Source organism: Chryseobacterium endalhagicum, assembly GCF_016745235.1.
Taxonomy (GTDB): Bacteria; Bacteroidota; Bacteroidia; order Flavobacteriales; family Weeksellaceae; genus Chryseobacterium; species Chryseobacterium endalhagicum.
The window spans coordinates 1,154,942-1,178,513 of the sequence record NZ_JAELVM010000001.1 but is presented as its reverse complement, the minus strand read 5'-3'; the positions used below and the strand labels follow the sequence as shown (position 1 = coordinate 1,178,513).

Annotated in this window: 22 protein-coding genes; 14 read left to right on the top strand and 8 right to left on the bottom strand. The window is 37.5% G+C overall.

Annotated features, from left to right (window positions below):
* Positions 1-472 precede the first annotated feature (472 nt).
* From mnmE to JET18_RS05235, 5 genes are all read right to left on the bottom strand, one after another.
* Positions 473-1,858 (bottom strand): tRNA uridine-5-carboxymethylaminomethyl(34) synthesis GTPase MnmE, encoded by a 1,386-nt coding sequence (mnmE, locus tag JET18_RS05255; RefSeq protein WP_202089563.1) that lies wholly within the window; start codon positions 1,856-1,858, stop codon positions 473-475.
* A 344-nt stretch (positions 1,859-2,202) separates the two neighbouring features.
* Complete coding sequence (locus tag JET18_RS05250; protein WP_202089562.1) at positions 2,203-2,781, bottom strand: NAD(P)H-dependent oxidoreductase; 579 nt, start codon at positions 2,779-2,781, stop codon at positions 2,203-2,205.
* A complete protein-coding gene (locus tag JET18_RS05245; RefSeq protein ID WP_202089561.1) occupies positions 2,778-3,803 on the bottom strand; it encodes a saccharopine dehydrogenase family protein in 1,026 nt (341 codons plus the stop codon). Before JET18_RS05245 ends, JET18_RS05250 begins: the two co-directional genes overlap by 4 nt.
* Positions 3,804-3,917: 114 nt before the next feature.
* A complete protein-coding gene (locus JET18_RS05240; RefSeq protein ID WP_202089560.1) occupies positions 3,918-4,484 on the bottom strand; it encodes a Crp/Fnr family transcriptional regulator in 567 nt (188 codons plus the stop codon).
* 737 nt (positions 4,485-5,221) lie between these two features.
* Positions 5,222-6,991, bottom strand: coding sequence for an aminopeptidase P family protein (locus JET18_RS05235; protein WP_202089559.1), 1,770 nt, complete (start codon positions 6,989-6,991; stop codon positions 5,222-5,224).
* A 700-nt stretch (positions 6,992-7,691) separates the two neighbouring features.
* Here JET18_RS05235 and JET18_RS05230 point away from each other — a divergent pair.
* The 9 genes from JET18_RS05230 (at position 7,692) to JET18_RS05190 (ending at position 14,405) form a co-directional block, all read left to right on the top strand.
* Entirely contained in the window at positions 7,692-8,129 is a 438-nt protein-coding gene (locus JET18_RS05230; protein ID WP_202089558.1) for a DUF6526 family protein, read from the top strand.
* Positions 8,130-8,150: 21 nt separating this feature from the next.
* Positions 8,151-8,318: a phosphatidate cytidylyltransferase gene (locus JET18_RS05225; RefSeq protein WP_080779953.1), complete on the top strand. Its 168-nt coding sequence runs from the start codon at positions 8,151-8,153 to the stop codon at positions 8,316-8,318.
* A gap of 9 nt (positions 8,319-8,327) precedes the next feature.
* A complete protein-coding gene (locus JET18_RS05220; protein WP_202089557.1) occupies positions 8,328-9,434 on the top strand; it encodes a DNA topoisomerase IB in 1,107 nt (368 codons plus the stop codon).
* 351 nt (positions 9,435-9,785) lie between these two features.
* The gene (gene pruA, locus JET18_RS05215) at positions 9,786-11,411 is read left to right on the top strand and encodes an L-glutamate gamma-semialdehyde dehydrogenase (RefSeq protein ID WP_202089556.1); all 1,626 of its coding nucleotides are present in this window, start codon (positions 9,786-9,788) and stop codon (positions 11,409-11,411) included.
* Positions 11,412-11,680: 269 nt separating this feature from the next.
* Positions 11,681-11,914, top strand: coding sequence for a thioredoxin domain-containing protein (locus JET18_RS05210; protein WP_202089555.1), 234 nt, complete (start codon positions 11,681-11,683; stop codon positions 11,912-11,914).
* Positions 11,915-11,968: 54 nt separating this feature from the next.
* Positions 11,969-12,700 (top strand): hypothetical protein, encoded by a 732-nt coding sequence (locus tag JET18_RS05205; RefSeq protein WP_202089554.1) that lies wholly within the window; start codon positions 11,969-11,971, stop codon positions 12,698-12,700.
* Positions 12,701-12,786: 86 nt separating this feature from the next.
* A complete protein-coding gene (locus JET18_RS05200) occupies positions 12,787-13,047 on the top strand; it encodes a DUF2024 family protein (protein WP_202089553.1) in 261 nt (86 codons plus the stop codon).
* A 244-nt stretch (positions 13,048-13,291) separates the two neighbouring features.
* Complete coding sequence (locus JET18_RS05195) at positions 13,292-13,900, top strand: MarR family winged helix-turn-helix transcriptional regulator (RefSeq protein WP_202089552.1); 609 nt, start codon at positions 13,292-13,294, stop codon at positions 13,898-13,900.
* Positions 13,901-14,186: 286 nt separating this feature from the next.
* Positions 14,187-14,405 (top strand): cytochrome C551, encoded by a 219-nt coding sequence (locus JET18_RS05190; protein ID WP_202089551.1) that lies wholly within the window; start codon positions 14,187-14,189, stop codon positions 14,403-14,405.
* A 256-nt stretch (positions 14,406-14,661) separates the two neighbouring features.
* On the opposite strand, the gene JET18_RS05185 is transcribed toward JET18_RS05190, so the two are convergent.
* Positions 14,662-15,534 (bottom strand): TraB/GumN family protein, encoded by an 873-nt coding sequence (locus JET18_RS05185; RefSeq protein ID WP_202089550.1) that lies wholly within the window; start codon positions 15,532-15,534, stop codon positions 14,662-14,664.
* Positions 15,535-15,604: 70 nt separating this feature from the next.
* Complete coding sequence (locus JET18_RS05180; protein ID WP_202089549.1) at positions 15,605-16,426, bottom strand: helix-turn-helix domain-containing protein; 822 nt, start codon at positions 16,424-16,426, stop codon at positions 15,605-15,607.
* A gap of 151 nt (positions 16,427-16,577) precedes the next feature.
* On the opposite strand from JET18_RS05180, the gene JET18_RS05175 reads away from it, so the two are divergent.
* The gene (locus JET18_RS05175; RefSeq protein WP_202089548.1) at positions 16,578-16,787 is read left to right on the top strand and encodes a hypothetical protein; all 210 of its coding nucleotides are present in this window, start codon (positions 16,578-16,580) and stop codon (positions 16,785-16,787) included.
* An 816-nt stretch (positions 16,788-17,603) separates the two neighbouring features.
* Here the strand turns inward: JET18_RS05175 and JET18_RS05170 are convergent.
* Positions 17,604-19,199 (bottom strand): tetratricopeptide repeat protein, encoded by a 1,596-nt coding sequence (locus JET18_RS05170; protein ID WP_202089547.1) that lies wholly within the window; start codon positions 19,197-19,199, stop codon positions 17,604-17,606.
* Between the two features lie 319 nt (positions 19,200-19,518).
* On the opposite strand from JET18_RS05170, the gene JET18_RS05165 reads away from it, so the two are divergent.
* The 4 genes from JET18_RS05165 (at position 19,519) to JET18_RS05150 (ending at position 23,491) form a co-directional block, all read left to right on the top strand.
* Positions 19,519-20,679, top strand: a complete 1,161-nt coding sequence (locus JET18_RS05165; RefSeq protein ID WP_202089546.1) for a thioredoxin family protein — start codon at positions 19,519-19,521, stop codon at positions 20,677-20,679.
* Between the two features lie 393 nt (positions 20,680-21,072).
* Entirely contained in the window at positions 21,073-22,284 is a 1,212-nt protein-coding gene (locus JET18_RS05160; protein WP_202089545.1) for a phage integrase SAM-like domain-containing protein, read from the top strand.
* A gap of 139 nt (positions 22,285-22,423) precedes the next feature.
* Positions 22,424-23,107, top strand: coding sequence for a hypothetical protein (locus JET18_RS05155; RefSeq protein ID WP_202089544.1), 684 nt, complete (start codon positions 22,424-22,426; stop codon positions 23,105-23,107).
* 99 nt (positions 23,108-23,206) lie between these two features.
* Positions 23,207-23,491, top strand: coding sequence for a helix-turn-helix domain-containing protein (locus JET18_RS05150; protein WP_202089543.1), 285 nt, complete (start codon positions 23,207-23,209; stop codon positions 23,489-23,491).
* Positions 23,492-23,572 lie beyond the last annotated feature (81 nt).

Below are 23,572 nucleotides of genomic sequence, written 5' to 3'. Positions count from 1 at the left end.
AATAGGCTAACTAAACTCCCTCAAAGAGAATCATAAAAAATGGATGAGAATCTTAGAAATCAAGTTTTGATCGTTATTAATCAATTTACAAAGTAATTAGGCTCATTAAGTACAGTAAATTAACCTTTAAATGCATAAAATAAATTGTTCAAAGTGAAGAATAGACTAATTATTGTTCTTCAATAGATTATTTGAAAAAGCTGGTAAAAATTCTGGAAAATTATATTTAAATAAATAATAATTAGCTTATTTATAATATGATAGTGTTTATTAAGTGCAGTGAATTAACCTGTAAAATCTTGAAGTTTTTAGGTTAGAATTTGGGGACAAAACTGGGGACAAATTCAAATGATTTATAACGTTAATTTCTTTATTTAAAATACGTAAAGCGCTGTAAAATAGCGCTTTACTGGATATTTCCTGAATTTCATTATTTCAACGTAAATCATTGATTTCAAGCGAGTTATACGGGTTATTTGCCGATACAAAACTTCGAAAAAATATTCCCCAGCACCTCATCATTCGTTACTTCACCGGAAATCTCACCAAGATGTTCCAGGGCGTTTCTCAGTTCATAAGCCAGAAGTTCTGTAGAGATCTGGAAGGAAATGGCTTCTTTTACTTTATGGGTAGCATCCAGAGATTTCTGAAGGGCTTCAAAGTGTCTTTGATTGGTAATGATGACGTTGCTTTCCTGGGATTTCAACTGCTCAACATAAGAAGACAGTTCATTTTTAAGATCCTGAATATTTTGGTGTTCTACTGCGGAAATTCTGATAAAATCGAAGTCCTGATCGATTTCTTTTCTGAAAATATCTTCTACTGCTTCATATTTCGGAGGCAGTACTTCATCTATTTTTGTGGCACAGATGATGAGTTTCAGATCGTCTCTCTGAAGGGATCTGATCATCTCAATATCTTCTGAATAGTCTTCTGTAGCTGCATCGGCAAGATATACCAGGATATTGGCATTCTCTACCTTTTCTTTAGCTTTTTTTACTCCGATCGCTTCAATCTCATCAACCGTTTCACGAAGTCCCGCCGTATCAATCAAACGGAATGCGTGGCCTTTGATATGCAGCACCTCTTCAATCGTATCTCTTGTGGTTCCCGCAATATTACTGACAATCGCTCTTTCTTCTTTCAGCAGTGCATTTAGCAGGGTGGATTTCCCCGCGTTCGGTTTTCCGATGATGGCAACGGCTGTTCCGTTTTTAATGGCATTTCCATATTGGAAACTGTCGATAAGAGAATCTAATTTCAGTTCAATTTTATCCAGAAGTCCATTCAGAGCCGTTCTGTCAGCAAATTCCACATCTTCCTCAGCAAAATCCAGTTCAAGTTCAATCAGGGAAACAAAATTCAGAAGATCGGTTCTCAATAATGAAATTTCATTGGTTATTCCACCTTTCAGTTGATTGATGGCTACTTTTCTCGAAGCTTCATTTTCTGACGCAATCACATCCGCAATAGCTTCTGCCTGCGAAAGATCTATTCTTCCGTTAATGAAGGCACGAAGGGTAAATTCCCCGGCCTTAGCCATTCTCGCCCCATTTTTGATCAGGGTTTCCAGAATACGTTTACCGATATGCGGTGAGCCATGAAAAGCGATCTCCACAGAATTTTCTGTCGTAAAGCTTTTCGGAGCCAGGAAAATAGAAAGCATCACCTCATCCACAGCTTCTTCACCGTCCATAAAATAACCATAATGAATGGTGTGGGATTTCTGTTTCTCCAGATTTTTTGCCGGAAAACTCTTCTGGACAACCGGTAAAGCATTGTTCCCGGAAACTCTGATAATCCCTAAAGCCCCTACTCCATTGGCTGTAGCCAGTGCGCAAATCGTATCGTTATTCATGCGGCAAATTTACGCTTTTTCGTGCTAATTTTTATGGATGGTTTTTATACAGATTGTCTATTGCTGTGATTGAACTTTTTAGATTTGTATTCATCTATTGTTGGGATATCGCAAAGGCGCAAGATTTTTATTTACTTCACATAATCTTTTTAAGGCGCAAAGATTTTATCTCTGATAAAATTTAATTCCGATGTCCTTATTAAAACCATCTCGGATTAGTGATCATTTGTGCAAAACATTAGTGTCATTCGTTTAAAAAAAATCTGCCTAATCATTAAGATCTGCGCGAGATCATACTCACAATTATAAGATTGCTTCGCCATTTCATTCCTCGTAATGACGGGTTATTTCTGCCGTTTACCAAGCTCTTTCACCTTTTGAAGCCATTTTTCACGCTGCGCTTCAGTAGAATTTCTTATGATTCCGATATAAGTTACTTTCACAGGCTTGACACCACAGAATTCCAGCGTTGATTTTCTCAGTTGATTAACGCTTGGCCTGCCGTAAAACAACCGGTAATACCATCCAGGCTGATCCAGGGTTGTGATGATATGTGCGGTTTTACCTTTAAGAAGTTTGTCCCACCAGATTGAATTTTCTCTGTAACGATAGGCAAATCCCGGGAGAAAAAGCCGGTCAAGGAAACCTTTCATAGGCGCAGGCATTCCGCCCCACCACACCGGATGAATCCAGACCAGATGATCTGCCCATTGGATGATTTCCCATGCTTTCAAAAGATCCGGTTCCAGCTCCATTCTTTTCTGATATCCAAAATGAAGGACAGGATCAAAATTAAGGTCAGCTATTGTGATTTCTTTTACTTCATTGCCCACCTGTAAGGCTCCATCTTTATAGGCTTTTGCTATTCCAAAGTTGAAGGAATCTTTATTGGGATGACCGTTGATAATGGCTATTTTTTTCATCTTGATGATTTTATATGAATTGTTTCGTATGCTTTAAGCTTTTCCAGTAATGAAAAAGGCTGATGCAGCTGATGGCTGAAATAAATTTTGTTATCATGTATACTTTTCAGCAGTTCTTCCGTATGCAAAACCGCAGAAAGTGCTGTTAATTCCGCCTGTCCTTCAGTACTCTGTAAACTCAACTTTTCAACCCCGTCCTTTGTTTTTACAATGATCTCGAATACACTCTGATCTCCTGTTCCACTGGACCCGAAAATCATTCTCCTTTCTTTCAATGACAGAATATTAAAAAGCCTGATCTTTTGAAATGCACTTAAAAGCCATGTAATGAATTTAGAGTTATAAGTCATCTTAACACTTACAGTAGGTACTTTTTCAATTTGATTTAAAATATATAAATCAGGAACATCAAAATTATAAGCTTGTCTGCTGCCAATTCCAAAAGAAAAATCAAACTTCTCAGAATCCAAAAAATGTTTCACAGAGACCTGCTGATCATCTTCATAGCGGATAAATGGTTTTGCCACATTCTCCGCCATAAAATGGGCTGAACTTTCCCCTGCAAGGTCTTTCACGGAATAATACACAAAAAGCTTTACTTCCTGAATGTCGGAGCTTCCGGCGGCCAGTGTTTTTGCCAATCCATTGACGATGCCTCCCATCCATCCTGAGCTGAATACAATTCGACTCTTAACATTAGTGTTTTTAGCCATATCATAAGCTCGCACAAGATCGGGAGTCGGTTTTGTGATGTCTAAATAATCAATACCGTTTTCTATTGCAAACTGAAGAATATGATCGGATTTGTCATTAACAGAAAGGATAATCAGACTGATTTTTTTATCATCAATTACCTGAAAAGTCGAAGGATTTGTGACGTCAATTTTCAGATGATGGTCCGTTTCCCCTCCTTTTCTGCCGCCGATGAAAACATTTACCTGTGGGTTTCTGGATTTCAGGATCCGTATAATTGTTTTTCCTACAAGACCGTTTCCACCAACGACCAGAATATTATGCTCCATATATTTTTTTTACAAAATTATAGAGCCATGCAATTCATGTGTAGGACAAATGTCTAAAACGGTTAAAAAGATTCCGTCGTTTTTTCTGTATGCCCTTCTAAAATATATTCTGATTTACAGGATAATTTCTTTCCTGATCCTGCTGAGATGTCTTTGTGTAATGCCCAGATAAGAAGCAAGGTATTGCAGGGGAATCTTTTGAACATAATCCGGCTGGGTTTCTACCAGAATTTCATACCGCCGGGCAGCACTGTCACGTTGAAGCTGGAAAAATCTTTTTTCAAGTTCAAGATATTCCTGTTCGGCAATTTTCTTTAAAAATTTGGTCCAGTTCAGATCATCTTTCACCAGCTCATCTGCGGCTTCTTTTTTTAAGATCAAAAGGTCTGCATCAGTGATAGCCTGCATATTTTCCCTGCTCGGACAGTCTGAAATAAATGATGAATACCCCGCCATAAGCTGATTGGGAAATCTGAAACAGTAGGTGATATCTTTTCCTTCATCTGCTATATAATATGAGCGGAAAATTCCGGAAACGATAAAGGCAATCTCTTTACAATTTTCACCTTCCTGTACGAAAAAATCATTTTTATACACTTTCCTGGCTTCAAAAAGCTGTAGAAAATCGCTGATCTCATTTTCGGAGAATATATTAAAGCTTCGGAAATAGTCTTGTATCATCTTTTCAAATTATAAAAATCTGCTTCATCAGCCACATCTGCAGGAAATAAAAAAATTAAACCATTAAGATCCTTTAAGTTTTTAAGAATATTAAGCTGAGCTTTGCTTAAAGAATATAGCTGGAAAAATCTTAGGTTCTCTCAATTACTCTTACTTCTTCCACTTATCTCAATATTTTAAAATCTGTGTCATCTGCAAAATCTGTGGGAGAAAAAACAGTAACCACAAAAGTTTTTTCTTGCTTATTCAAAATCCTGTATGGTTAGTTTTTAGCGAAATTAAACAAATCAGAGCGTAATACAACATTTAAAGTTTCCCTGATATTGTTTTGATCCATTAAGATTCCTGAAGCCAATCCGGCCGCATCCATTAATTCATAAAATTTTTGATAAAAAATAAAACCACTTCAGAACGAAATGGTTTTACCTGCTTTGAATTTACTAAAGTGTATATGAAGTTATGAATGATGTCTTGTTTGTTACTGATGCAAATATAGATCAGTCTGCATTCTCTTCTGTCAGGGGAATCCCTAAAAATATATCCGTAAAAATACGGTGGCAGCAATGAAAAAGCCCCGCAGAGAAATCCGCAGGGCATCAAAAATTTATCTAACAATTATAAATGTTCAAGGTTTGGTTTAAAGTTCAAGGTTTAGAGTTTAAAGTTCAGGGGTTCGTATTTTAGACCCGTTTTCTCAACTATTAATTTTTAACTCTTAACTCTTAACTCTTAACTCTTTAAAGTGGACTTACCAGCTCCAGGAACCACTCCTTAACCTCTCCTTCCAGGTAAGGACCTATTTTTTCCTCACAGGTTCTGTGATAATCGTTCAGCCATGTAATTTCTTCCTGTGAAAGGATTTCTTTTACAATGGTATCTTTAAAGAACGGGCAGAATGTTAAGGTTTCAAATTCATAGAATGTTCCGTGAATTGTTTTTTCCGCTTCTTTTACAGCGATCAGGTTTTCATGACGGATTCCGTATTCTCCTTCCAGATAATATCCCGGTTCGTTGGAACATACCATTCCCGGAAGAAGATCCTGAGGATTCATATCTTTTCTGATGCTTTGAGGACCTTCATGTACATTCATGAAACTTCCCACGCCGTGACCGGTTCCATGATTGAAATCTTTCCCTTCCATCCAAAGCGGAAGTCTTGCGATAGCATCCAGGTGAACTCCTTTGGTTCCTTTCGGGAATTTTACTCTCGATAACCGGATTAATCCCTGAAGAACCAGGGTAGAATTTCTTTTGAATTCATCAGAAACCGTTCCCAATGCAAATGTTCTTGTAATATCGGTAGTTCCTTCCAGATACTGACCTCCTGAATCTACCAGAATGCTGGCATCATTGGTAACTTCTTTGCTGCCTTCGCTTTTTGCTGAATAATGCATGATGGCCCCGTTATCTTTGTAACCAACGATACTGCCGAAACTCTCTCCTACGAAGTTTTCTCCTTCTGCACGGAAACCTCTCAGCTTTTCACCGATAGAATATTCATTCATGGCTTCTTTTCCTGCATTGTGGGTCAGCCAGTAAAGGAATTTTACCATAGCCACACCGTCTCTCACCATAACCGTTCTGAATCCTTCCAGCTCTGTTTCATTTTTCTGAGCTTTCATCAGGTTCCCCGGCACTGCAGCTTTCAGAAACTGGTTGTCTTCTTTTAACGTTTCAAAGATCATCTGGTTGCTGTTCGGAGAAACCAGTACTTTTTCGTTTTTAAATGTTTTCAGGTAGTTATAAAATTCTTCGTAAGGCATCATTTTCACAAAGGAATCATCCATTTGTTTTCTTGCCTCTACTTCCAGCTTTTCAAGATCCGTAAAAAGAACGGCATCGTTTTTAGTGATCACAATATATCCCAGGAATACTGGGTTGCTCTGTACATCGCTTCCTCTTAGGTTCGATGTCCAGGCTACGTCATCCAGACTTGAGATCACGTGAACGGTAGCTTCCTGATCTTCCATTTTCTGGCGGATAGCTCCCAACTTATCAGTAACCGATTTTCCTGCTCTTTCTACAGGCTGGGTATAAATTGGATTTTTAGAAGGGGTTCCTCTGTCTTTCCAGATCTCTTTTAATAACGGAAGATCTTGTAAAACGATATTTTTAGCCTGAAATTTTTGAGTAAGCAGTTCCCAGTTGGCATTTGAAGTTGCTATTGCATTAACGGCCACTTTTCCTTCTGCCGGAATTTCGGAGATGATCCAGTCTATATAATTGGGAGTTCCTTCAATTCCATCTTTAAAAAGGTCAATTCCTGAGTTTTCGAGTTCAAGAGCTGCCTGGGTAAAGTATCTTCCGTCCGTCCAAAGCCCTGCTTTGTTTTTCGTGATTACCACAAAACCGGCAGAACCCAGAAATCCGGAAAGCCATGCCCTTTCCTGCCATTCTTCCGGCAGATACTCACTCATATGCGGATCTGCAGAATATACTATAAATGCATCAACATTATTTTTCTGCATTTCTTCACGAAGTGCAGCAACTTTTTCCTTTGAGGTCATTCTTTTCATTTTTAAACACCGAAAGTTACAAAAAAATTGAGGTTTAAAAATGAATTCCGGAGGGTATTTTAGTTAATGATTTGTTATTTTTTCTTTAGGCAGGGATGTTTTTTGTTTAAGTATTGGAAAAGCTTTTTTTAAGTTGTTGCTTTAAATTTTAAAGTCTCGTTGATTTTGCAGATAGAGCAGATAGGTTTGTGCCTATTATGTTTCGTTATGAACTGTTAAACCTTTGTTTTGGAAATTTTGTTTGCTGGTTTTCGCAAAGGACGCAAATTTTATGACAAAAACACGTTTTATGGCGCAAAGATTTTATCTCCGATAAAATTGAGTACCGCCGTCATTGCGAGAAGCGAAGCGACGAAGCAATCTCATCATCATTGCCATCCTCCTGGCTGAAAATCTTCGATTTTCTTGCGCCTTAAAAACACAATTTAAATAGAGCCTTGCGCCTTTGCGAAAAACCAACAGATATTTTTAAACACGAATAGCACAAATGTTTAGCACGAATGATCACTAATTGAGATTTTCTTATTTATTGTTCACTTATACAAACAGTATTTATATTTCTTGAAATGATTTTATGATTAATTAAAAACAACTCTTAATATTAACCATTATTCCACAAACAGATACCACAAAAACAGAATTATTATCAAAAATATACAAATTTGGAAAGATTATTGTTACTACCTATGGTATGAACGAGCAGAATTATAAAAATCACAGGAAATTTTATCCGCCCCATCATTTCGTATATCTTCCGTTATTAATTCTACTGGAAATTTATGGGATTTACAAAATCTGGGATGATGCTGAACATCAGCTGACATGGATTTTATTTTCTATCGTGATATTTCTCCTGTTCTACCTCGCTGTTATGCTCAGACAGCATTATGCGCTGGGACTCCAAAACCGTATGGTAAGGATAGAATTTAAACAGAGATATTTTGAAATCTTTGGACAAAGGTCTGATGAAGTTGCTGATAAGCTAAGATTCGACCAGATCGCCGCATTAAGATTCGCGTATGATGATGAATTCAGGGATCTTTTGCACAAAGCAATTCACGAAAATATCTCCGGAGACATGATCAAGCAGTCCATCAAAAAATGGCGGCCGGATCACCAGAGAGTCTGAAACACATCAAAATATTATATCATGAGAAAGTTGACCTTATACAGTATGACCATCTTCACATTGTTAACGCTTACGAGCTGTGAAGCAATAGAAACCATTTTTAAGGCAGGAATGTGGTGGGGAATTATTCTAGTCGTTGCAGTGGTAGTCATCCTTTTTCTGATCTTTTCGAAGGGTAAAAACTCTTAACCATTTTCTATGGAGAAGAATACGGACCTGAACATCATTTCCCACCTTAAGCCTTCAAAAATTGTGAAGATTATGAAGGATCCCGAAGCCTCCGCAAAGGCGGTACATCTTGTATATACCACCGATGCGGAAACGGCCGGGATTACGCGCAAGAAAACCGGAAAAAAGTATTCTTATTATAAAGACGGTGAAAAGCTGAAAGATAAAGAGGAAATCACAAGAATCAACAAGCTGGTGATTCCTCCTGCATGGGAAAATGTATGGATCTGTGCACTGGACAACGGCCACCTTCAGGCTACAGGTTTTGATGTAAAAAAAAGAAAACAGTACCGCTACCATCCTTTATGGAGCGCACTCAGAAACCACACCAAATTTTACAGAATGCTTCAGTTCGGGTATGCACTGCCCGATATCAGGCTTCATGTGGAACAGGATCTTGCTTTAAGAAATTTTGAAAAGAGAAAAATCCTGGCCCTCATTGTCAGTCTGATGCAGCGTACCAATATCCGCATCGGCAATAACGCCTATGAGAAGCTGTACGGTTCCTTTGGTTTAACGACTCTGAAAGATAAGCATGTAAAAATCAACGGCCAGAAGATCAGCTTTTCATTTAAGGGAAAGAAAGGCATTATGCACAGTATTGATCTTAAAAGCAGAAGACTTTCGCGGCTTGTCCAGAAATGCAAGGATATTCCGGGAAAAGAACTTTTCCAGTATTTTGATGATGAAGGTAACCGCCATTCTGTGGATTCCGGGATGGTAAATGAGTATATTAAAGAAATCAGCGGTGAAGATTTTACAGCTAAAGATTTCAGAACATGGTCGGGAACCGTGAGCGCTCTGATTGCTTTTAAAGAAATTGGCTACGCAGAAAATAATACCCAATATAAAAAGAAGGTTAAAGAAGCACTGGATATTGTTGCCGAACATCTTGGAAATACCAGCACAGTCTGCAGAAAATACTACGTTCATCCCCTCGTGATCAATCTTTATGAAAACAATACGATCAAAAAATATCTCGATGAGCTGGAACATATTGAAGACAATGATGGAAAAGCCAGCCTTACCCAAGAGGAAAAACTGGTGCTGAAAATTCTGGAAAATGAGAAAATGTAGGAGGGCTGGAAGATGGGAGCACGAAGATGGAAGTTATTGAAGTCCTTCTATAAATTATTCTGTTTCTTTATCTTGAAACAAGCTGTTCAGAGATATCATCTAACTGCTGGAAGAGTTAGTATTTCATTTATTTAAGTATTCTAAACCGTGACCCCTTCACGATAATTCTAAAAAATCAGGCTAATAAAATGCCGGGATCTATCATTTTCTGTTGATTAAAAAAGATATTTTTTAACTATAAGCCTATGACAAATTTCATTGTATAAAGAAGCGTGATTTTTTTTCTTTGCGTTAATTATTGTAAATTTGTATACCAACATATTTATCAATTTTAAAATAATACAACATAATATGTCAAAAGCAATTTCGCAAGTACCATTTGCAGTAAACGAGCCGGTAAATTCTTATGTACCGGGATCTCCAGAAGTTAAAAGCCTTATCGCTACCTACAAAAAGATGTGGGCAGAGAAAACAGAAATTCCAATGGTCATCAATGGAAAAGAAGTGAAAACTGACGAGAAGGTTCAGCTTCAGTCTCCTCAGGATCATGCTCATGATTTCGGGTTTTACTATAAAGGTACCATGCAGCATGTAGATGACGCCATCAACGCGGCTCTGGCAGCTAAAAAAGAATGGAACGAACTGGGCTGGGAACAGCGTGCAGCTATTTTCTTAAAGGCGGCTGATCTTTTGGCCGGACCTTACAGAGACGTGATCAATGCAGCAACAATGATCGGGCAGTCTAAAAATGTACACCAGACTGAAATTGATGCAGCGTGTGAGTTTATCGATTTCTTGAGATTCAACGTAGAATTCATGACGGAAATGTACTCTGAGCAGCCGGTTTCCGACAGCGGAATCTGGAACCGTGTAGAGTACAGACCATTGGAAGGATTCTGTTTTGCAGTAACTCCTTTCAACTTTACAGCGATTTCAGGAAACTTACCTACGTGTATGGCAATGCTTGGAAACGTAGTGGTTTGGAAGCCTTCTGATAAGCAGGTATATTCTGCAAAAGTAATCATGGATGTATTAATCGAAGCGGGTCTTCCTGCGGGGGTTATCAACATGGTTTTCACAGATGGAAAAGAAACTGCTGAGAAAGTATTGGCACACCGTGATTTCGCCGGTCTTCACTTTACAGGGTCTACGAAAGTATTCCAGGGAATGTGGAAAATGATTGGTGATAATATCCACAACTACAGAACGTACCCTAGAATTGTAGGTGAAACCGGAGGAAAAGACTTCGTGATCGCTCACCCTTCTTCTAATGTAGAGGCTGTAGCTACTGCTTTGGTAAGAGGTTCTTTCGAATACCAGGGACAGAAATGTTCTGCAGCTTCAAGAGCATACATACCTAAATCTCTTTGGGCTGATGTGAAGAAAGTAATGGAAACTCAGATCAACTCCATTAAAGTGGGTTCTCCTGAAGATCCGTCTAACTTCGTGAACGCGGTAATCGACAAAAATTCTTTCGAAAAATGTAAAGGATTTATCGACAGAGCAACTGCTTCCGGTGAGGCTGAAATAGCAATCGGTGGAAAAACAGACGATTCTAAAGGATGGTTTGTACACCCAACGGTAATTGAAACTACAAATCCTCATTACGAAAGTATGGTAGAAGAGATCTTCGGCCCTATCCTATCGGTTTATGTATATGAAGATCAGGATTGGAAAGAAACACTGAAACTGGTAGATTCCACTTCTCCGTATTCACTGACAGGTTCTGTTTTTGCACAAGACCGTTACGCAATCAATGAGGCATTCAAAGCTTTAGAAAACGCTTCAGGAAACTTCTATATCAATGACAAACCGACTGGTGCCGTTGTCGGACAGCAGCCTTTCGGTGGCGGTAGAGCTTCCGGAACCAATGACAAAGCTGGTTCTAAAATGAACCTTCTGAGATGGACGTCTGTAAGAAGTATCAAGGAAACTTTTGTTTCTCCTAAAGATTACAAATACCCGTATTTGGGATAAGAGCTGTTGCTGATGAGTAATCGGCAATAAGCAATAAGTAATATTGGCCCTGGAATTTCTTCCGGGGCTTTTTTATGGGTAATAAACAATGGGTAATGAGTAATACCATTGGAGTGGTAAATTCATAACTCATAACTCATAACTTTCTCCATACCTGCCCTCTCCCAACCCCTCCAGTATTTTTATATCCCAATAGTCCAGTCTATTTAGTTAGTAATCCTAACTACATTTGTCATAGCAATAATGCTTAAATAAAATACCATTGAATTATGACTAAATCAATTTTCTATCACGCAGGCTGTCCTGTATGCATCAGTGCAGAACATGACATCGTTAAACTTATCGGATCGGACAATGTAGAGATCATTCATCTTGGAGACAATCCGGAAAGTATTGAGAAAGCGGAAAAACTGGGGGTTAAATCCGTTCCGGCACTGATAACTCCGCAGGGTAATGTGCTCCATATTAATTTCGGAGCTTCCCTTGAAGAGGTTAAAAATTAAAAAGACTGAAACATCAGCTTCTATTCGAACTATTCATTATTAAACATCGGAAAAATGAAGAAAAAATTTTTAACACTTGTGGCCATTGTTTCTTTCGTTGCAGCTTATGCCTGCGACAAATGCCAGCAATATGAAGAGTCAAAAGATTTCAAAATCAAATCGGCACAGGTAACGCACAACAAAAAATACGGAACCCTTGAATTTGAAATCACTGTTGAAGGTCAGGCCGGTAAAACGGTTCCAAAACCTGTGGGTAAACTGGATATGGCTCCTGTGCTGGGGTATCTTTTCCCGACAACGCTTAAACCTGAAGATGTGGGTTTTAATCCTACGGAAGGTATTGTAGCGCTTGCATTAACCTCACATCCGGATTTTGATGACAGCCCGCTCTGGGATGAAAATGCAGACGGAAAGTTTGACAACGACGGGATTGTATGGCATCCTCACTGGGTGGTTCTGTTGGAAGATAAAAGGGTAAAAGGCGGTCTTTCGGTAAAGGAGTACAAAAAAGCAGACAAAGTAACGAAACCTGCGACGGCTCCGGATATGCCTATGTATATGGATTCACCGGGATTTCCGGTAGTTACCCAAAATAATGCGATCCGCGTTTCCGTCCCGGCCTACCGGATCAATAATAAGGTAGCCTTCAATTATGATGCTGTTGCCTGTTATATGGAAGTATCTGCTCCGGAAGGCGGAATGTCGATGGACAAACCAATGCTGGGCGTTTATAATGTATATAGCGTGCTTTCAAAGAACCTTTCCCTGCCCTATAAGGTAAAATAAATACAGGCAGGAACAGCTAACTCTTTTGCATTTTAAACTCATACGTGCTGTTTCTGCCTTCTTATTAATCATAAAAAAAATTTAAAATGAAAATTGCAGTTTGGGATACTTACGTTACTAAAAAAGATGGAACACTAATGCATTTTGACATTCTGGTTCCGGATCATATCAGCGATACAAAAATTATTTTTGAACACGGGCAGGATTATCTGGCTCAAAAGGGACAGCAGGGGCAGGCTCTTACAGCCAAAGAGTGCAGCTTATGCCATATGGAGGAAGCGACTCCTGAAATAAAAAAATCCATAGAATCAAAAGGGTATGACATTATTGAAATGGAAGGCTGTTAATAATTCCTGAGATATAAATATTAAAAAGGCAGGAAGCTGGAAGAAAGGAGGCTGGAAGTTACTATTAGTCAATAATATTAAATAACTGCATTTAATATTATTGAAATCGTTTTTAAAAATTAATGAAAAACCCTATATTTCTATCTTTGGACTTCAACAACTTCCCTCTTCCAGCCTCAAACTTCCTGACCATCCTACTTATGATTACATTTAAATAATTAAACCCATTACGCACAGAACGGACATGACTTCACCCTTTGACCTGAATCACCAGAACAATGAGATCGACAGCAAAATCGTTGTAGCCCTGGAACGCCTTTCCGAAGCCTTCCGGGTATTGCTTTGGAACGAAAGCAAGCTCAACGCTCTAAGTCCTATACAGATACAAATTCTGATCTTCCTGCTCTTTCAACCCGTTGAAAAATGCAGAGTAAGCTACCTGGCCAAAGAATTCAATATGAGCAAGCCGACGATCAGCGACAGTATAAAATCACTTTTAGAGAAAGGCCTGATTCATAAGAAAAGTGATCCGGCAGATTCCAGAAGCTATATCGTAAGTTTAACGGATTCCGGCAGACTGACCGCTATAAAATCATCAGATTTCACCAGATCTGTCGAAAACCCGGTCAGTTCTCTTGATCTTCAACAAAAAGAAATCATGCTGGATGGTCTTTTAAAAATCATTCACGGATTAAACCTGGCAGGAATTATAACGGTCCAGAGAATGTGTTTTACATGTACCCATTACAGAATCAGCGATGAGGGGCATTATTGTAAATTGCTGCAGACGCCTTTGGCTTATAAGGAACTCAGGATGAACTGTCAGGAGCATGAGGCGGTGGAAATCGTGTAAGAAGGAGGGAAGAGGGAAGCTGGAGGATGGAGGTTATTAAGCCCGAAAGTATGACTATAGCATAAACTTTATGAGTTTTCTGCCAGTTTAATTAGATTTTATAGTTTTCTATTAAAACTGATGCCAAATATAACTTCCATCTTCCATCCTCTGGCTTCCCTCCTTACCCTACATTCCTCTTTTCCTAACACCTTTTAACAAACTTTATCTATGTTTTAATATTTCGTACTACCCTTTAGGAATAATTATTGAACTTTCAGAGGTAACACTAAAAAATAAAAATATTATGAAAAAGTTTTTGATAGCAGCCATCGGTTTAGGATTAGTAGTTGTGAGCTGCGGGACCAAAGAATCTTCCATGTCATCCAGTAATTCTGATTCAGCAGCAGTAGATAAAGCCCAAACGGCAACACCTGCTGCCACAGATACGGTAAAGACGGTAACTCCTGCTGATACCGCAAAGATGAAAGTAGATTCTACGGCTACAGTAGTTCCGGCTAAATAAATACAACAACAGTTTAATTAAAAATGGAAAATCCGCAGATGAAAGCTCTGCGGATTTTTTTATACAAAATGTTTCTCAGGTCATTACCTTCAAGGTCAGGAAGTCTGAAGCCCGAAGATGGAAGTTTATAGAAGTCAAAAACAGAAATGCAGTGCGGTTTATTAGTTTTTAATCCCTTCAGCAAATTTAAAAACTGCAGTTTAATATGATCTGACAGTAACTTCCAGCCTCTTTCTTCCAGCTCCCTGCCTTTTAATTATAATTTCATAGGAACCGGTTCTACCGAATATCCAAGACTTTTAAATTTCTCGATCAGCCCGCAGGTATAGGAAAAGTGACCCAGCCCAACTGCCAGGAAAACATTATTTTTTTCGATAAGCTCCGGAAGAATCTCCATCCATTTCCCGTTTCTTTCGGTGATAATAATCTGGTCGCCTTTACTGAGACTTTCGCAGGATTTATCGAATATATATTTGTCTTTCAGTTCCAGATAGTCGTTCTGCATTCCCTTGCATTTTTTATCATTGGAAGCCATTGCTTTTTCATATCGGTTCAATGTTCCTCTGATCACAGCGGTTCCGGATTTAAATTTCGGCCCTCTTGCATCGTCCAGATAATCCTGCTGCATTTTCGAAGTTTCCAGATAAACCAGTTTCTTGCCGTTGTCTTCCCCTACTTTCTGGATATAGCCGTCCAGCATATATTTGTCTGTTCCGTCACATCCGGATTTCCAGATTTTCAGCTGCATCATTTTTACGATTTCATCCCGGCGCAGCTTTTTAATATCGATTCCACTGTTTTTAAAAACATTTTTCAGTCTTGCATAGTCTTCAGCAGACAGTTTTTCTTCCAGGTCATTGGTTTCAGTGCGGCTGTTGAATTCCTCGATGACCTGATTTTTTTTGATCTCCGTTTCTGTAATGACCAGATCACTGGATTTCAGAGAATTGTCGATCACCGGATATTGATTGTAGAACGATTCCCCCGCCATATGCATCGTCCCGAAGAAATAAGAAATATGTTTCCCATTCTTTGAAGCGACTTTCCAGAGATACGTTTCCTGTGAAAAAGTAATCATTGAGAGCAGAATAAACAGGAGGAGCAGAATTTTGTTAACCAGATTTTCCATAATTGATCATGTTTTTTGTTTAACCAAAAATAGAAAGCTGAAAAATCAAAAAATTGTAAAAATGTAAACCTCAGAGAAAAAACCAGTTAATACTTTCATCCTGATAAAACGAAGTATCCTGAAAGAACTTTTTAGGCGTGAAATCTGTCAAGGCTTTAAAATCTTTAATTAAATGAGACTGATCGTAGAAAAAATGATCATAACTGAGCTCAGTGAACGTGATTTTCCTGTCCATGCTATTGATAAGCGTCTCCCTGAAACGCTGGATCTTCCTGAAATCCGAAGGGCTTTTGCAAAGATGCAGATCAAAAAGTTTATTCACTGTTTGCCTGCTTGTTTTATATTCAGCGGCCAGGTCTGCCAGTGATATTTCCGGATCTGCCATCATATGATTTGTTAATCTGTTTAAAAAAGGATGACTGAATCCCACCAGCTTAGATATCCAGTATTCTTCAATCATTTCAATTCTTTTATCAAAATCCGGTTCATGCAGTATGCTTATCATGGACTGCTGATAATCGTCAAAAGGAATAAAACTGTTAAAAAAAGTATCGGTATACTGCTTAAGCGGCTTGCTGAGAAATGCGTTAAGGCCCAGAGGTTTAAAGTAGAATGTAATTTCATTGACTTTCCCTTTTATGGTTACGCTAATCGGCTTTTTATAGTGGCAGATAAGGCTGGAAACAAAATTCCCGGTGGCTTTTCCCGCTACCATCACACTGTTGCTCCCGAATTCCATCTTTATATTTTCACAAACGGAAATAATGCTGTAATTATTCGGAAAGGTAAGGTATCTCGTATCCTCTTCATCCGCATTCCGGCTGAGAAAATAATATCCTTCCATATAAGCGGCCAATGCAGGATTTTTTGGTTTAAATAATTCCAGCTTCATGTTCAGAATAGTTGTAACTTCATAATAAGTAGCATAAAATGTCTATTTATTACATTAAAAACAAATTTCCAATGAGAATATCTTACAAACCGCCCTAAAACTCTCAATATTTCATTATATTTGATTATACTAAACATTAAAATTAACTATTATGAAAAAATTATGGATAGGAGCTATTCTGGGAGTTATGTTTTTAGGAAGCTGTGCCCAGAACAAAGAAAAAAGAGAAGAATTCAAAGACGAGCACAATAAAGAGGCGATGAGAAATAATATGGGAGATTCTGCAGTGGCCAATTCTGAACCGGCGCCGGCTACTCCTGACAGCACCAAGGTAAAAACTGACAGTACAAAAACCAAATAAATAACCTGAGTTCGGGGCTAAGACATTTTTGTTTGTATAATAAGGTCAGGAAGTTTGAAGCCGGAAGAGGGAAGTTATTGAAGTCCGAAGGTAGAAATGCCCTGCGGTTTTATTATTTTTTTAATCCTGTTCAACAAATTGAAGGGTAGATGTTTAATATCATTGTCTAATAGTAACTTCCAGCCTCTCTCTTCCAGCTTCCAGCCTTTTAATCTTAACTTCTTATCCCGAACTCAGGTTAAAATAAAATAACAAATCCGCAGCATAACTGCGGATTTGTACTTAAAAAAACTTGACTGAAAAAAACCGGGCAATCAACCCCGATTGTATTATAAAATCTTTTTCTCCATCGGTATTCTCCGAAATAAAAGATCTGAATCATCAGTATTCCTGAAAGTCATGCTCTCAGAAAGCCTCGGGGGCAGTACCCCCTCAGCTTGGGAACCGTCTTTTGACGGCATCGGGCCATTGACATGCTTTAAAAATTTCCATCCGCACAGAGAAAAAAGCTTCGGGAAACAGCAATATCAAACGGCCTTTTAAAAGGTCTTCGTCTGTTTAATACCAGTTAAAAATTTTCATGGTCAGCGTAAAATATTAAACAAATATTCTACAGCTCTGGTAATTTTTAGGATTAGATTTGAGCGCTGTGCTGCTCTACAGGAATAAAAAGATTAAAATATGAGTGACAAAATGCAGTAAGCTTATTCCCATAAAGCTGGCGCAAAGATATAGATGTGAATACTTTACGTAAAACATTAGGTTATCCGTTTTCGTGAAAATGAAAAGACAGAATAAGGAAAAAGAGCCTGAATCTTAATTGTTTTCACGAAAATGAACATTTTTACCTCCGGGCTTTTCAGAATCAAGGTATTTAATGTAAGCGGAAGGAGAAAAATCGGTCACTGCTTTAAACACTGTGGCAAATTTACTGTGCGAAGAAAAACCACATTCATCGGCAAGAATACTGATCTTATACTGCCTGTATTTTTCATCGTTGATCAGTTTATCTACAATATAATTGATCCGCAGACGGTTGACATATGTTTTCACATCAGTACATTTATGCTGATTGATCACATACGAAAGGTATTTGGTATTGGTATTGAGTTCCGCCGCCAGAAAGGATAGCGACATATTCTTGTTGTTATACAGCTCGCCTTTTTCAAATTCTTCAAGAAGTTCCAGCAGTTTTGCTTCTGTTTCGGACGTCATCAGGGACTCGTTTCTTTTTTTGTCATAGCCTCCGATCCTGTCGTCCACTTCTTCCACAGAAATATTCGCAAAATCGGAATTTTCTCTTTTTAACGGCACGGGCTCACTTCTGGAACTGAGCATCTGCAGCTGGGTTCTGATAATATTTCTGAATTTTGAACGCTGCTTCCTCTGTTTGGCTTTAAACAAAATCACAATCCCGATCAATGTGCCCAGTAATACAATAATAGCTGCATTTTTCACGATACTGATCTGCTTGCTTTTCGGGCTGCGTTTTGTAAGATTTTCAGAATTTTTAGGGGTAAATTCCCGGTTTCGTGCGGTAAGGCTGTCGTAGGCTCTTACATACTTTATCGCGTAAAGAGATGCTTTATAATCATCACCTGTTCCTTCGTAATAATCATTAATATTAGAATAAACTGCTTTTTTCAGCTTGAGGCTTTTAGAGCTGTCTGCTATATTTTCAGCTTTTTTGAGGTATATTTCTGCTTCTTTCCAGTTTTTCTGTTTCAGACGGATACCGCCAATCCCGTTATAAACCAGCCCCAGAACACAGCATTTGGTTTTTACGAGTGATTCTGCTTTCCGGTAATAATTTTCTGAAACCTTATAGTCTTTAAGTTTAAAATACACATCTCCCAGAATCTGGTAAGAAGCTGCTACAGCTCTTCCGTTCTCTGCTATCTGATCTTTTCCAAAAGAATTCAAGGAGTGTTCAATATATTGTACCGCTTCAGTATAATTCCCCTGCTCCATTTCGTAATAAGCCATTTCCTGATTCAAAAGGCCCATTACTTCGCCTCTCTTTTGGGCATCGCTGATTCCTTTTGCCCCCTGCATGCCCTGCAGGATATATTTTCTGGATCTTTCATGAAGACCTACAAGACGGTATTCCTTCGCCAGAAATTCATTCACGCGGGAAAACCATTCCGGATCATCAATCTGTTTCAGCAGAGAATGGGCATTTTCGCCGTAGCATATGGATTTTTTAAATTCGCCGGAAACATGGTATAATTCGGCAGAAAGTAAAAGGCTCTTTACTTTGTCCAGTGGTTTCTGAGCCGCCATATAAAGAGAATCGGCTGTTTTCAGGGATTTGGGAATATCTTTTTGAGCTACCTGAATGGATGTTCTTTCGCAGATCTGGTCAAAGCCATTTTTTTTCTGAGCCCATAAAGGAACCGCAGTTATGAACAAAAACAAAAATTTCAGCAGCCCTCTGGGTATAAAACAATAAATTATTATCCGGATTTTATAATAATTTATCATTTTCATGGGTTGTTTTTTTGTTTTTCACAAAGCTACTAATATTTTATTTTTTATTAAAATATTCCACTATTATTTAATTTTTTTAACTAAAAAACAAATTGTTATTTATTTTAATAACACATATTTAAGAATTTTCACAATAAATAGAATTATTATATATAAAAATTAGATTTAGGTAAATATTTTCAATGCATACCCCACTTACATGTTAACATAATTATTACATTTGTAAGCAATAAAAAGTTTTATGAAAAAATTAGCAATATTTTCTTCCGTATTTATAGGAGTCCTTGCTTTTGCGCAGGGAGTTAAATTTGAAGACAGCAATTTCACGGCTGTTCTTGCCAAAGCAAAAAAAGAGAACAGACTTGTATTTGTAGACGCCTATGCATCATGGTGCGGGCCTTGTAAACTGATGGTAAAAAATATTTTCCCGCTTCAGACTGTGGGAGATTTCTACAATTCTCATTTCGTGAATGCCAAAATAGACATGGAAAAAGGAGAAGGAGTAGGTCTTGCCAAGAAATACAATGTAAAAGTATTCCCTACTTACCTTTTCATCAATGGTGATGGTGAGGAAGTACACAGAACAATAGGCTATGTGGAGGAAAAAGATTTCATCCAGTTTGCCAAAGATGCCGAAGACCCAAGTAAAAGGCTTACTTCATTAAAGAAAAAATTTGAAGGTGGAGAAAAAGATCCTGAGTTTCTAAAAAACCTGGCAGGACTTACCATTTACAACGATGCCGAATTTGCAGGAAAAGTACTGGAACGTTATTTCCAGCAGAAAACTACGATGGATCAGGAAGATGTACAGATGCTTCTTTCAGGGACACAGAGTACGGAAGGTCCTTTGTATAAAATATTCCAGTCTAAGAAAGCTGAAATCACCAAGATTTTTCCGGAAGACAGATATGCAAAATTCGATAAAAATGTAAAAGTAAATACTGTTGTTAAGAAGTCTTATAATCCGGATACAAAATCATGGAACGACAGCTACTTTCTGACAGAGTCTCAAAAATTTCTTACAAAAGATGAATCTGAAAAGGTCTTAAAAAGAGCAAAAGCAGGCAGAGCCCTGAAAGATAAAGACATTCCTACGTACGAAAAACTAACTTTGGAACTCTACAAAGATTATTCTGCGGCAAATTCTGATGAACTGAACTCAGTAGCCTGGAATTTCTTTGAAAATGTAAGCAATAAAGCTTCCCTTGAAAAAGCGGTAGCTTGGGCTCAGGAATCTGTAAAGAAAGATGAGAGCTATGCAAATACAGATACGCTTGCGAACCTTTACAACAAGATAGGAGATAAAAAGAATGCAAAAATCTGGGCAGAAAAGTCTGTTCAGCTGGCTAAAACTGAAGGCCAGGATTCTACAGATACTGAGAAGTTGCTGAAGAGTCTTTAATCCAAAAGGTAAAATAATAAAAAACCCCTGCAGAGCAAAGCTCTGCAGGGGTTTTTTATGCTTATCATTTTTAATCTTAATATAATTATAGATGCTTCGACTTCGTTCAGTATTCGAAGTTTGCAATTAGGCTATTTATGTAAAAGTCTATTAAATGCATTATAATTGTTTATTTGAAATACTTTGAAGCTTGTTTTGTTATCTCACATTATTGCAATATGTTTTATTAAATTCTATATATGTGCAAAAAATTTGACACATATTTTGACACTTTATTTTTATTAAATACATTTGCTTTAAAATAAGCTTATGGCAACGGTCAAATATTATCTGCGCAGTAAAACTAAGGAAAGTATTATTCAAATCCAATTGAGTGTTTCAAAAACGCTTAAAATGCGAAATTCTACAGGACTTATTATCAATTATGCGGATTGGAGTGAAAAGACCTCCCTACCCAAACAGAATAACCCACAGTCAAAAAACCTTACTTCAAGACTAAACGCGTTAAAGACCTTTATTTTAAATGAGTATAATAATGACCTTTCAAGAGGGGCTCTTTTTGATAAGTATTGGCTTAAAGGAAAAATCAATCTGTTTTTTGAAAGAACTCAGGACGAGAAAACAAATGATAATATTGTGGTCAATTATTTATCTACTTACAGGGAACTTAGAAAGCTGGACACCAAAACCACAGAGAAGACCGATAACCAATATTACAATTTACTGGATAAGTTTTCACGTTTTCAAAAGTTTAAGAAAAGAACTTACCTTTTGTCTGATATTGATAAAAAAACAATGTTGGAATTTAACAGCTGGCTTATGACTGAAGGCGGTCTAATGGAATCCACAGCAAGAGGAAATCTTAAAAATCTTAAAACAGTACTTCTTGATGCCAGGGATAACGGAAAGAGCATCCACCACCAGATTAACGGCTTTGTGATTGAAAATAAACCCGCTTTAAAGGTGTTTTTAAATTTTCAGGAACTTGATCAGATAAAAAACACTCTAATGATAGGAGAAGATTTAATCCATGCAAAAGATTGGCTTCTGATCGGCTGCTATACCGGGCAGCGCGTGAGTGATCTTTTAACCATGAATAAAACTAAAATATTTACTAAAACGAATTCAGAAGGGGAAAGCTTCCGGTTTATAGAATTGACACAGATAAAAACGGGAAAGCATGTCACCATTCCTCTGCACGATGAGGTAGAAGAAATACTGCAAAAATATGACGGATGTTTTCCGCCCCTTTTCAGAAGAACAACCCATGACAGTAATGCAGCAGCATTTAATCTGTATCTTAAAAAAGTATGTGAGCTTTCAGGACTTGATACAGTGATGAAAGGGAAAGTTTTTAATGATGAGCTGAAAAGAAATGAGCTAAAGGAAACTGAAAAATATAATCTTGTCAGCAGTCATATATGCCGCAGAAGCTTCGCAACAAATTTTTATGGGGATAAAAGATTTACCACGCCCCAGATTATGGCTATTACCGGACACAGTACAGAGACCACATTTTTATCCTATATCGGGAAAACCTCATCTGATCATGCTATGAATACGGCAAAAACGTTCCGGGAAATCTCCCAGCAGAAAATATCTTGATTCGTTCTTTTCCAATTTACTTGAAAATAGCTGATCTAAATAATTGATATTTATACAATAAGGCATATTAAATAGAAAGAACGATGAAAGTAAAACATAAAAAAGACAATTCTAAACCATAAAATAAAAATGTGTGTATATGACAAAAGATGAGTTTATAAAAAAATATAAAGATTTTCAACTTCCTAATGAAACGCAAGAAATGATTGATAAATCTGTAGATAACGCAAAATCAGTTTTAAATGAATACGAATCGGAATATAAGAAAATTCAGAAATCATTCAAGTTTTATTTTAAAAAAAAGGGATATATTAAGCCTTATGATACGCATGATTTTTTTGACTGGATAGCTGAAAAATATCCTGATGCCAGTTTACCACATATTATTGAAGTAGCGAAAGATCCAAATAGCTACAAGAGATTTCATGAACATAAGAAGAGGTTATGGGATGGTTCTGAAAAAAATGAAGAGAATAAGAAAGAAAGTAACCCAGAAAATTTAATTCATAATGAAAACAGCCGAGTACAAAAACTTGCAAATAGATTTTTTAATGGAGAGTTAGAAAAACTAAAGCTATTGGAATATTTATCCGAAAATTTTGTTGCATCAAATCCCAAATGTACAGATTTAACAAAATACAATCATATTTATAAATACTTCAATGAAAATGAGTCCTTTAATTTAGAGCATAGAGCATATAAAGAATTGATAAAAGAACTATTTGACTATGATTATCAAGCAAGAGAAATTAGAGCAAGAACACAAAAACATTTAAAACTATTAAAAAACCTAACAATCAATTACCGTCAATCATTAAAATAAAAGTTGTCTGTAGTATTGGAATGAAAAAGGAACAACTACGGAATAACTAACGAACAAACCTATTTTTTCTTTGTACTCATAATTTAAAACATTAAAATTGTGAGGCAAATACAATTTATCGGAACAAACCCGACCGATTTAATCACAGAGTTAAAAAACTCTTTAATTCCTGAACTGACGGCGCAGCTTTCAGCGCAATTCCAACCCAAGCAACCAACGGAATATCTAACACGTTCCGAAGTCTGTAAGCTTCTTAAAATAGACCTCAGTACATTACACAGATGGCGCAAGGACAGCCTCATTCCGAGTTACGGATTTGGAAACCGTGTGTATTTCAAGCGTGAAGAGGTAGAACAGATTATTAACCAGAACAAATTGAGTTAATATGGAAACAGTAACAACATACACACGCGGCTGTTATCCCATGTTCTGCATAGTTCACCACGCTGAACAGCAAATGCTTAT

What these genes read in the sequence shown, in the direction of transcription:
- mnmE (WP_202089563.1), bottom strand. Translation starts at nt 1,858, where the DNA reads ATGAATAACGATACGATTTGCGCACTGGCTACAGCCAATGGAGTAGGG.
- JET18_RS05250 (WP_202089562.1), bottom strand. Translation starts at nt 2,781, where the DNA reads ATGAAAAAAATAGCCATTATCAACGGTCATCCCAATAAAGATTCCTTC.
- JET18_RS05245 (WP_202089561.1), bottom strand. Translation starts at nt 3,803, where the DNA reads ATGGAGCATAATATTCTGGTCGTTGGTGGAAACGGTCTTGTAGGAAAA.
- JET18_RS05240 (WP_202089560.1), bottom strand. Translation starts at nt 4,484, where the DNA reads ATGATACAAGACTATTTCCGAAGCTTTAATATATTCTCCGAAAATGAG.
- JET18_RS05235 (WP_202089559.1), bottom strand. Translation starts at nt 6,991, where the DNA reads ATGACCTCAAAGGAAAAAGTTGCTGCACTTCGTGAAGAAATGCAGAAA.
- JET18_RS05230 (WP_202089558.1), top strand. Translation starts at nt 7,692, where the DNA reads ATGAACGAGCAGAATTATAAAAATCACAGGAAATTTTATCCGCCCCAT.
- JET18_RS05225 (WP_080779953.1), top strand. Translation starts at nt 8,151, where the DNA reads ATGAGAAAGTTGACCTTATACAGTATGACCATCTTCACATTGTTAACG.
- JET18_RS05220 (WP_202089557.1), top strand. Translation starts at nt 8,328, where the DNA reads ATGGAGAAGAATACGGACCTGAACATCATTTCCCACCTTAAGCCTTCA.
- pruA (WP_202089556.1), top strand. Translation starts at nt 9,786, where the DNA reads ATGTCAAAAGCAATTTCGCAAGTACCATTTGCAGTAAACGAGCCGGTA.
- JET18_RS05210 (WP_202089555.1), top strand. Translation starts at nt 11,681, where the DNA reads ATGACTAAATCAATTTTCTATCACGCAGGCTGTCCTGTATGCATCAGT.
- JET18_RS05205 (WP_202089554.1), top strand. Translation starts at nt 11,969, where the DNA reads ATGAAGAAAAAATTTTTAACACTTGTGGCCATTGTTTCTTTCGTTGCA.
- JET18_RS05200 (WP_202089553.1), top strand. Translation starts at nt 12,787, where the DNA reads ATGAAAATTGCAGTTTGGGATACTTACGTTACTAAAAAAGATGGAACA.
- JET18_RS05195 (WP_202089552.1), top strand. Translation starts at nt 13,292, where the DNA reads ATGACTTCACCCTTTGACCTGAATCACCAGAACAATGAGATCGACAGC.
- JET18_RS05190 (WP_202089551.1), top strand. Translation starts at nt 14,187, where the DNA reads ATGAAAAAGTTTTTGATAGCAGCCATCGGTTTAGGATTAGTAGTTGTG.
- JET18_RS05185 (WP_202089550.1), bottom strand. Translation starts at nt 15,534, where the DNA reads ATGGAAAATCTGGTTAACAAAATTCTGCTCCTCCTGTTTATTCTGCTC.
- JET18_RS05180 (WP_202089549.1), bottom strand. Translation starts at nt 16,426, where the DNA reads ATGAAGCTGGAATTATTTAAACCAAAAAATCCTGCATTGGCCGCTTAT.
- JET18_RS05175 (WP_202089548.1), top strand. Translation starts at nt 16,578, where the DNA reads ATGAAAAAATTATGGATAGGAGCTATTCTGGGAGTTATGTTTTTAGGA.
- JET18_RS05165 (WP_202089546.1), top strand. Translation starts at nt 19,519, where the DNA reads ATGAAAAAATTAGCAATATTTTCTTCCGTATTTATAGGAGTCCTTGCT.
- JET18_RS05160 (WP_202089545.1), top strand. Translation starts at nt 21,073, where the DNA reads ATGCGAAATTCTACAGGACTTATTATCAATTATGCGGATTGGAGTGAA.
- JET18_RS05155 (WP_202089544.1), top strand. Translation starts at nt 22,424, where the DNA reads ATGACAAAAGATGAGTTTATAAAAAAATATAAAGATTTTCAACTTCCT.